Source organism: Streptomyces sp. NPDC001002 (assembly GCF_053599215.1).
Genome location: NZ_JBSFLV010000243.1, coordinates 1 through 8,893, shown reverse-complemented (window position 1 = coordinate 8,893; position 8,893 = coordinate 1). Strand labels below are relative to the sequence as shown.

The 8,893-nt window shown below is 67.5% G+C and carries 5 protein-coding genes; all 5 read left to right on the top strand.

Annotated elements, in window-relative coordinates; translation table 11 throughout:
* On the top strand, nucleotides 1–6,568 hold a 6,568-nt coding region (locus ACWDR3_RS46165), incomplete at its 5' end, for a polymorphic toxin-type HINT domain-containing protein (protein ID WP_450358700.1).
* Nucleotides 6,569–6,617: 49 nt separating this feature from the next.
* The gene (locus ACWDR3_RS46160) at nucleotides 6,618–7,094 is read left to right on the top strand and encodes a hypothetical protein (RefSeq protein WP_450358699.1); all 477 of its coding nucleotides are present in this window, start codon (nucleotides 6,618–6,620) and stop codon (nucleotides 7,092–7,094) included.
* A 10-nt stretch (nucleotides 7,095–7,104) separates the two neighbouring features.
* Nucleotides 7,105–7,401, top strand: a complete 297-nt coding sequence (locus tag ACWDR3_RS46155) for a DUF3349 domain-containing protein (RefSeq protein ID WP_450358698.1) — start codon at nucleotides 7,105–7,107, stop codon at nucleotides 7,399–7,401.
* Between the two features lie 386 nt (nucleotides 7,402–7,787).
* Nucleotides 7,788–8,183: an SUKH-3 domain-containing protein gene (locus tag ACWDR3_RS46150; RefSeq protein ID WP_450358697.1), complete on the top strand. Its 396-nt coding sequence runs from the start codon at nucleotides 7,788–7,790 to the stop codon at nucleotides 8,181–8,183.
* A 33-nt stretch (nucleotides 8,184–8,216) separates the two neighbouring features.
* Nucleotides 8,217–8,510, top strand: coding sequence for a hypothetical protein (locus tag ACWDR3_RS46145; protein ID WP_450358696.1), 294 nt, complete (start codon nucleotides 8,217–8,219; stop codon nucleotides 8,508–8,510).
* Nucleotides 8,511–8,893: the final 383 nt, after the last annotated feature.

Genomic DNA, 8,893 nt, shown 5'->3' with positions numbered 1-8,893 from the left:
CGGTCGGCGGGATGCCGTAGTCGTCGGCGATCTCCCGGCCGTCCACCGTGAGCGAGGTCTTCACCGACGTGGAAAGTCCCGTACCGGAGCCCCGACTCGGGCCAAGGTCGACCTTCTCGGTCACGCCGCCGCCCGGAAGGCCGGCATCGACGGTCTGCTCCTGAAGGTCACGCGTGCGGACGGCCGTAGAACCGTCTCCGGCAAGGTCTCCCTGGGGGTCGACTACGCCTCCTTCGCCCAGGCGTACGGCGGTGACTGGGCGCAGCGCCTGCGCCTGGTCCAACTCCCCGCCTGCGCGCTGACCACGCCGAAGGCGGCCGCCTGCCGGACGGTCACGCCCGTCGCCACGAACAATGACGTCCGCTCCCAGCGGCTCACCGCCGACGTGCCGGCCGCGGTCGCCGGTGCCAAGGCCCCGCTGCTCGCGGTCGCCGCGGCGCCCTCCGGCAGTTCCGGTGCCTACACGGCGACCTCTCTCGCGCCCTCCGCCTCCTGGCAAGTGGCGGCCCAGACGGGTGCGTTCACCTGGCAGTACCCGCTGCGGGTCCCGCCCGCCGTCGCGGGCCCGTCCCCGCAGTTGGGCCTGGCCTACAACTCGGCGTCCACGGACGGCCGTACCGCCAGCAGCAACAACCAGACCTCCTGGGCCGGCGAGGGCTTCGACCTCAGCGCCGGCTACATCGAGCGGGCCTACCGCTCCTGCACCGACGACGGCCACGACGAGGCCGGCGCGCAGAAGTACGACCTGTGCTGGCACTCCGACAACGCCACCATGAACTTCGGTGGCCGGGCCGGTGAGTTGGTGAAGAAGTCGGCGGACGAGTGGCGGCTGAAGCAGGACGACGGCACCCGTGTCGAGCGCAGGACCGGCGGCTTCAACTCCGACGACAACAAGGAGTACTGGGTCGTCACCACCACTGACGGCACCCGCTACTTCTTCGGCAAGGGCAAGCGGGAGTCCGAGGCGGCCGACGCCGAGAACACCGGCTCCTCCTGGGAGGTCCCGGTCTTCGGCGACGACAAGGACGAGCCCTGCCACAAGGACACGTTCAAGGACTCCCGCTGCCAGCAGACCTGGCGCTGGAACCTCGACTACGTCGTCGACGTCCACGGCAACTCGATGACCTACTACTACGGCACCGAGACCAACAAGTACGACACGGTCCGCGGTGACAAGGTGGTCTCGTACGACCGCGGCGGCTACCTCAAGCGCGTCGAGTACGGCGAGCAGGAGGGCAAGGAGAACTCCACCACCGCCCCCGCCCAGGTCGTCTTCACCACCGCCGAACGCTGCACCGGTGCCGCCGCGGACTGCGAGCCCGGCGACCTGAAGGAGTCCACCGCCACCCGCTGGCCGGACGTGCCGTTCGACCAGATCTGCACCTCCGACACGGAGTGCAAGGACCAGTGGTCGCCGACCTTCTTCACCCGCAAGCGCCTGTCGAAGGTCACCACGCAGACGCTGGGCTCCGACGGCAAGTACGCGGACGTCGATGTGTGGGACCTGGCGCACAAGTACCAGAGCGCCGACACAACCCACTCCCCGGCGATGTGGCTGGAGTCCGTCACCCACTCCGGCAAGGGCGGCGCGAACAAGCTCCCGAAGGTCACCTTCTACGAGCGCCAGGACGCCAACCGCGTGGACACGGGAGCCGATGACCGTCTCCCGATGTACAAGTGGCGCATCCGCGCGATCCAGTCGGAGACGGGCGGCACGATCTCGGTCAACTACAAGCCGACCGAGTGCACTTCGGCCACTCTCCCCACCCCCGAGACCAACACCAAGCGCTGCATGCCGTCCTTCTGGTCGAAGGAGGGAACGGTCGGGGAGAAGGAGGACTGGTTCCACAAGTTCGTCGTCGACACGGTGATCGAGGACGAGGTCACCGTCACCGGCCCCAACAAGGTCACGTCGTACGACTACGCGGGCGCGGCCTGGGCCTTCGACGACAGCGAACTGGTCAAGACGAAGAAGAAGACCTGGAACCAGTGGCGCGGCTTCCGCAAGGTGACCGTGCGAACCGGTGACGCGGACAGCAAGCAGCTGCGCGCCGAGACCACCTACCTCCAGGGCATGGACGGCGACCGCGAGAAGGAGTCCGGCGGCACCAAGTCCGTGACGGTGACGGCCTCCGACGGCACCAAGGTCCGTGACGACGCCCGCCACCAGGGCTTCCAGCTGGAGCAGCGCACCTTCAACGGCGGCGAGGAGATCGCCGGTACGGTCAGCACGCCCTGGAAGTCGGCCGCGACGGCGACGGAGGGCGCGGACGAGGCGACGTACGCCGCGGTCAAGTCCACGAAGACCCGCACGGCCCTGGACGACGGCAAGGTCCGCCGGGCCTCGATCGAGCACTTCTACGACGCGTACGGCATGCTGGAGCGCTCGTCGGACTCGGGCGACCTCGCCGACCCCGACGACGACACCTGCACGACGAACACGTACAACCGCAACACGGACGCGAACCTGCTGACGCTGCTGAAGCGCGTAACGGTGGTTCCGGTCGGCTGCGACGACGGCCCGCCGTCGTACAAGGGCGAGGCGATCTCCGACGTCCGCACCTGGTACGACGACCGCGACACCTACGGCACCACGCCCACCGAGGGCGACGTGGTGCGCAGCGAGAAGGTCAAGGGCTACGCCGCCGACGGCACCCCGCAGTACGTGACGACCTCGACGGCCAAGTACGACGCGCACGGCCGGGTCGTGGAGTCCGCCGACCAGGCGGGCGTCGCGACCAAGACCTCCTACACGCCCACCACCGGCGGCCCGGTCACCGGCATGAAGGTCGAAGACCCCGCCGGCAACACCACCACCTCCACCGTCGACCCCCGCTGGGGCCTGGTCACCGCCACGGTCGACGCCAACAAGCAGCGCACCGACCTGGAGTACGACGCCCTCGGCCGCCTGCTGAAGGTCTGGCTGCCGGGCCGCGCGAAGGCCACGGACACCCCGAGCCTGGAGTACGCCTACCTGGTCCGCAACAACGGCCCGGTCGTCACCACGACGAAGTCGTTGCTGCCCAACGGCTCGGTGGCCACCAGCCACCAGCTGAGCGACGGGTTGCTGCGCGCGCGCCAGACGCAGACACCGGCGGCGAACTCGGGGCGCGTGCTGACGACCACCGAGTACGACTCCCGCGGCCTGGCCGTCAAGGAGATCGGCCCGTTCTACAACTCGGCCGCCGTGAGCACGACGTTCGTGGGCGTGGCAGACGCTTCCGAGGGGACGCCTCGGGAGACGGAGACGGTGTATGACGGGGCGGGGCGGCCTACGGATGAGATCTTCCGGGTGGCGGGCGCGGAGAAGTGGCGGACGAAGGCCTCGTACCACGGCGACCATGTCACCGTGGATCCGCCGACCGGTGAGACGCCGACTGCAACCTACTCCGACGCCCACGGCCTGAAGACCAAACTGCTCCAGTTCAAGGGCTCCTCGCCAACCGGTGGTGCCGACACCACCACGTACTCCTACGACCAGGCGGACCGGCTTAAGGAAGTCAAGGACGAGGCAGGTAACGTCTGGTCGTACGACTATGACGTGCGCGGACGCCAGACGCTGGCCAGGGACCCGGACACCGGCACCACGCGCACCACGTACAACGACCTTGACCAGGTCAGGACCACTACGGACGCCCGCGGTACCACCCTCACCTACAACTACGACAAGCTCGGCCGCCAGCGCTCGCTCCACAACGGTGCAACGAAGCTGGCGAGCTGGGAGTACGACAGTGTGACGGTCCCCAACGGCAAGGGGCGTCTGACCTCGGCCACCAGATGGATCGGCGCCGACGCGTACACCACGTCCGTCGACTCCTACGACGTGGCAGGACGACCTACCAAGACCTCGATCACCGTTCCGGAGGCCGAGGGCAAGCTGGCCGGCACCTACACCGCCACCGCTTCGTACAAGCCGGACGGCTCGCTGAACACCATTGATCTGCCGGCCGCCGGTGACCTTCCAATGGAGACCCTCACCAGCGGCTACACGGCCACCGGCCTGCCGTCCTTCACCCTGGGCGACAAGGCCGACTACGCCCGCGAGACCCGCTACTCAAACTACGGCGAAGTGCTCCAGCTCACGCTGGGCACGGCCAGCTCTGACAAGTACACCTGGCTGACCAATACCTACGAGGAAGGCACTCGGCGCCTGGAACGCGCCCGTATCGACCGGGAGGTCGTCAAGACTCCGGACGCGGACCTTGCCTACGGCTACGACGACGCAGGCAACATCAAGAGGATCGCGGACACGCCCGAGGGTAAGGCGGCCGACGTCCAGTGCTTCACGTATGACTACCTGCGACGGATGACTGACGCGTGGACCCAGACGGCCACTGCCTGCCCGGCGTCCGGAGGCGAGGCTGCGACCGGCGGTCCGGCCCCCTACTGGCACTCGTACGGCTATGACGCCGCAGGCAACCGCACCCTTGAGACCCGCCACGCCACTGGCACCACGGGTACAGCCGCCATCACCCAGACAACGTCCTACAAGCCGGGCGGCACGGACGCCAAGGGCGGCGTCCACGCCCATGCGATGCAGTCGGCCGAAGCCCACACGGTCACGTCTGCCAAGGAGGTAACGGCCGCACAGACCTTCGCCTACGACGAGTCGGGCAACACCGTCCGTCGGACCAAGGCCGCAACGGACCTGTCACCGGCCGTGGACCAGAAGCTGGATTGGGACGACGAGGGCCACCTTGCCGCCGTCACGCCGTACAGCTCCGGCAACCCGGACGAGGCTCAGAAGACCGGCTTCGTCTACGACGCCGACGGCAACCGCCTGATCCGCAAGGAGAAGGGTGCCGTCACGCTCTACCTCGGCGACCAGGAGATCCGTCTCGACACGGCCAAGAACACCCTCGCGGGCACCCGGTACTACACGCACGGCGGCCAGCAGATCGGGGTCCGCACCGCGGCCGGTGTGACCTGGCTGGTCGGCGGTCAGAACGGTACAGCCGAGATCGCCATCAAGGCGGCGGACTCGGCGATTGTCCAGCGCCGTACCCTGCCATTCGGCGAAGTGCGTGGTGCGAAGCCCGCGACGGAGGCTTGGCCGGGTGACAAGGCGTTCGTGGGCGGAACCGCCGACGCCACCGGTCTGATCCACCTCGGCGCGCGAGAGTATGACCCGGTCGCCGGCCGTTTCGTCTCGGCCGACCCGGCGCTGAACTTCGACGATCCGCAGCACCTCAACGCCTACGCGTACGGTCGTAACAATCCGTTCATCTTCCCGGACCCGTCCGGTCTGTACTGGGGCGAGTCCTGGATCAGCCCGATCGGCCACGGCGTCCTCGACGTCGTCGGCCTGGTGCCCGGCTTCGGCGAGCCCGCCGACCTGATCAACGGCCTCTGGTACACGGCCGAGGGCAACTACATCGATGCCGGCCTGTCCTACGCCTCGGCCATTCCGATCGCGGGCTACGGGGCTACGGCTGCCAAGGGCGCCCGGTACGTCAACAAGGCCGTGGATGCCGTTGACACCGCGACCGACGCGGCTAAAGCAGCCGACAAGGTCAAGGACGCCAAGAAGGTCGCCGACGACGTCACTCCGCCGACTACCCCAAAGCCTAAGCCGAAGCCCGAACCGGCCCCGCCGGCCAAGGCCAAGGACGCGCCAGAGGTCAAGAAGGGTGACTCCGGGGGCAAGAAGGGAGACGGTGCGGGCGAGAAGGGCAACACCGGCGGCAAGGACGCCGAGCCCGACGCTCCGGAGGGCTCCACCTGCAAGGTGGGAAACAGCTTCGTCCCCGGCACGACCGTCGTCATGGCGGATGGCACCGAGAAACCGATCGAGGACATCGAGCCCGGTGACGAGGTACGGGCCACGGATCCCGAGTCTGGCGCCACCGAGGCCAAGTCCGTGACCGCCGCCATCACCGGCCACGGTGTCAAGAAGCTGGTCGAGGTCACTGTCGACACCGACGGCGATCGCGGTGACGCCACGGCCACGGTGACCGCGACGGACGGACACCCGTTCTGGGTAATGGACTTGAATCGGTGGGTGGACGCCAAGGACCTGAAGCCCGGTCAGTCGCTCACCACCGACAAGGGCGTACAGATCGATGTCGTCGCGGTCAGGACGACGGTCCACACCGCGACAGTGCACAACCTGACGGTCGCCGACATCCACACCTATCTCGTCGAGGTGGGTGAGGTGCCCGTTCTGGTACACAACTGCGGCAACATGGACAAGGACCAGGGAGTCCAGGGTGCGCATCCGAGGGATCACGTCGGCCAGTCCGATCGCGCCATCCAGGACCGTGCGGCGAACGACCCAGCTGCCCGCGGCACCGCCTCGTCCCTGCACGCCGGCACGGCGCAGGCCAACGTCGACGCGGCAGTGCAGGCAAACCTGAGCAAGATCAACGAATGGATCCGCAAACAGTCCACCCCCGTGAGCGCTCGAAAGGAGTTCACGCACGACTTCGGCGGAACTGTGATCGGTAGGGTGGCGGACGCCGCGGGTGTCCGTGATGCGACCAAACTCACCCTGGTGGTCATGAAGATCAACAAGGGGACGGGTGGACACAAGGGGGCGTGGGTGTTGTTCACTCTCAAGGCGTCGTGACCCAGACGCCTTCCCATCCTGACCCCTGCCACCGCTGGAGAGTGCCGTAGTGACCTCTGTCGAGCAGCAGTTCGCCGGATTCCTGCTGTCGCTGGACCGGTTCCAGAAGCAGTTGGCCGAGTTCATGCTCGGCCGCTATCTGGAATACGACTTCGGCAGCAATTCCGGCGGCGAGGACGAGACGACCCTCGTCCCGCAGGTACTGCTCGATGTCGTGGACGGCACACCGCAGGTGACGCTCCATCACGGCATCACCTGGATGGACCTCGCCCGGGACTCCGAGCCGAACGAGTACCGGCTCGCGGTGGTCCTCGCCTTCACCGAGGCGGGGATCACGGCGGAGGCGTACGTCCGGCTCGACCTGGAGCGGGACACGGGCGAGTGGCCGGCCGGGGTCCATACCCCGTACCGGCGGCACGGCGAGGGCCCCGACCTCGATGGGGCACTCGCCTTCGTCGAGACCAGTGTCGAGGAACTGTGCCACCGCCACGAGGACGCGGCCCGACTGGGCCTCGCTCGGCGGTGACGGCGGACTGATGGCCCTGGAACCACATCTCGCGGAAGTCGTCGACCAGCTCCGGCTGGTCTTTCCCGCCGGTGTCCGAGAGGACGACGCAGACTACGATCCCTTGCTCGTGGTCCTCTCCGACCTGTTGTCCGAGCGGAATCTCGGCGTGGTGGTGGAGGCAGCTTTCGGTCTCGACCGTCATGTGGTGCGCAACCGCGCGGCCGCCGCCCAGTCCCATCGGAAACCGCCCGCTGAACAGGTGGAGCGGCTGAAGGAACGCATGACCGGGCGCGGTTGGTATCTGGAAGACGACGAGGAAGCATGACCGACGTTGAACTCAGCGAGGCAGAGACGGCCCTCATGGGGACCCTCGTCGAGGGCGAGGCCGTCGCCGTCTTCCGGTGGGGCGTCATCGTGGACCTGGGTCGGCCTCATCGACGTCCTGTACATCGAGGACGACGACAACTACCAGGTGGGAGATCGGGTGTCCTGCTACCTGGAATGCTTCGACCAGCAAAAGCGCAAGTTCATCCTGAGGCCACCGGGACAGGTGCCTCGTGCGGAACGCCTGCGCAGGATCAGGGAGCGACGGGATCTGGTGCGGAAGGATTCAGGGAGGGGGCGGCGTGCGTGACGGATCGGTCGAATGGCCCTCGCGGGACAGGACTGTCAGAAAGGCTGTCGGCCGTCCTGGCGAAGGACGCCCGGTGGGTGGCTTCCGAAGCGGACGTCCGCCGCATCAGGGATGTCTGGGAGGAGCTGGGAATCCACTGCTCGTCGACGGCGCTGCGTTTCGTCGAGGAATTCAACGGAGCCGGCTTCGACTACCCACGCCATCCGCTCGATCCGGGGACGCACCGCTGCGAACTGAACGCCGAGCGCGCCAGTCGCATGGTCAACGGCGAAAAGCTGAGGGGATACGAGCAGCGAACGGGAGAGAAGCTGACGCCCATTGGCACCGCGGCTTCCGGCCATCTCGTGCTTCTGGTTGCCGAGGGAGGCCGGACGTACGGCGCCTACGACGCGTTTCTCGCCCGGTACGGCGAGAGCCCGGAGGAAGCATTGATGCACTTGGTCGACAGAGTTCGTCCTGAACGGCTGGACTGATGGCGGTCCCTTGCTCGTGGAAGGTGACGGAACATGACCGACGCCGAGGTGCCCGAAGCCGAGATGTGCCTCGTGGGGACCCTCGTCGAGGGCGAGGCCACGGCCGTCTTCCCTTGGGGAGTCATCGTGGACCTGGGCCTCTCACGGGACGGCCTCATCGACGTCCTCTACATCGACGATGACGACAACTACCAGGTGGGCGACCATGTGTCCTGCTACCTGAGCTGCTTCGACGAGATGAAGAACAAGTTCATCCTGAGGCCCCCGACACAGGTGCCTCTCGTGGAACGCCTGCGGCGCTGGGCCGAGGAGCGGCGAGGTCTGTAGGAGGCGGGGACTGATGACAAGATACGAGGTGGAGATGGGTCTCGAGCCGGCAGTGGGCCAGGTCGAGTGGGTGCAGGTGTTGAGTGTCGAGAATCTGCCCGGGCGCCCCAATCCCCGGCGGGAATTGCTCGGTTGACTGCGCGAGCGTGGCATCGACTGGATGCCGTTCGATGATGACGAGCTGTGCTTCGGGCTTGCCTGTGGGGTGGATCCGGTCAGCGGGCGGTGGCGTGGTTGGTTCTCGGTTCAGGTGGAGGGCGGGGCGTTGCGGCTGCTCGGGCTGCATCCCGATCACACGAACACCCCGCGCGGCGGCCCCGACCTGGGCACCCCGCGCAGGGTGTTCGTGCCGTAGTAGGTGCCCAGTTCATCGTGGTAGCCCG

What these genes read in the sequence shown, in the direction of transcription:
- ACWDR3_RS46145 (WP_450358696.1), top strand. Translation starts at nt 8,217, where the DNA reads ATGACCGACGCCGAGGTGCCCGAAGCCGAGATGTGCCTCGTGGGGACC.
- ACWDR3_RS46155 (WP_450358698.1), top strand. Translation starts at nt 7,105, where the DNA reads ATGGCCCTGGAACCACATCTCGCGGAAGTCGTCGACCAGCTCCGGCTG.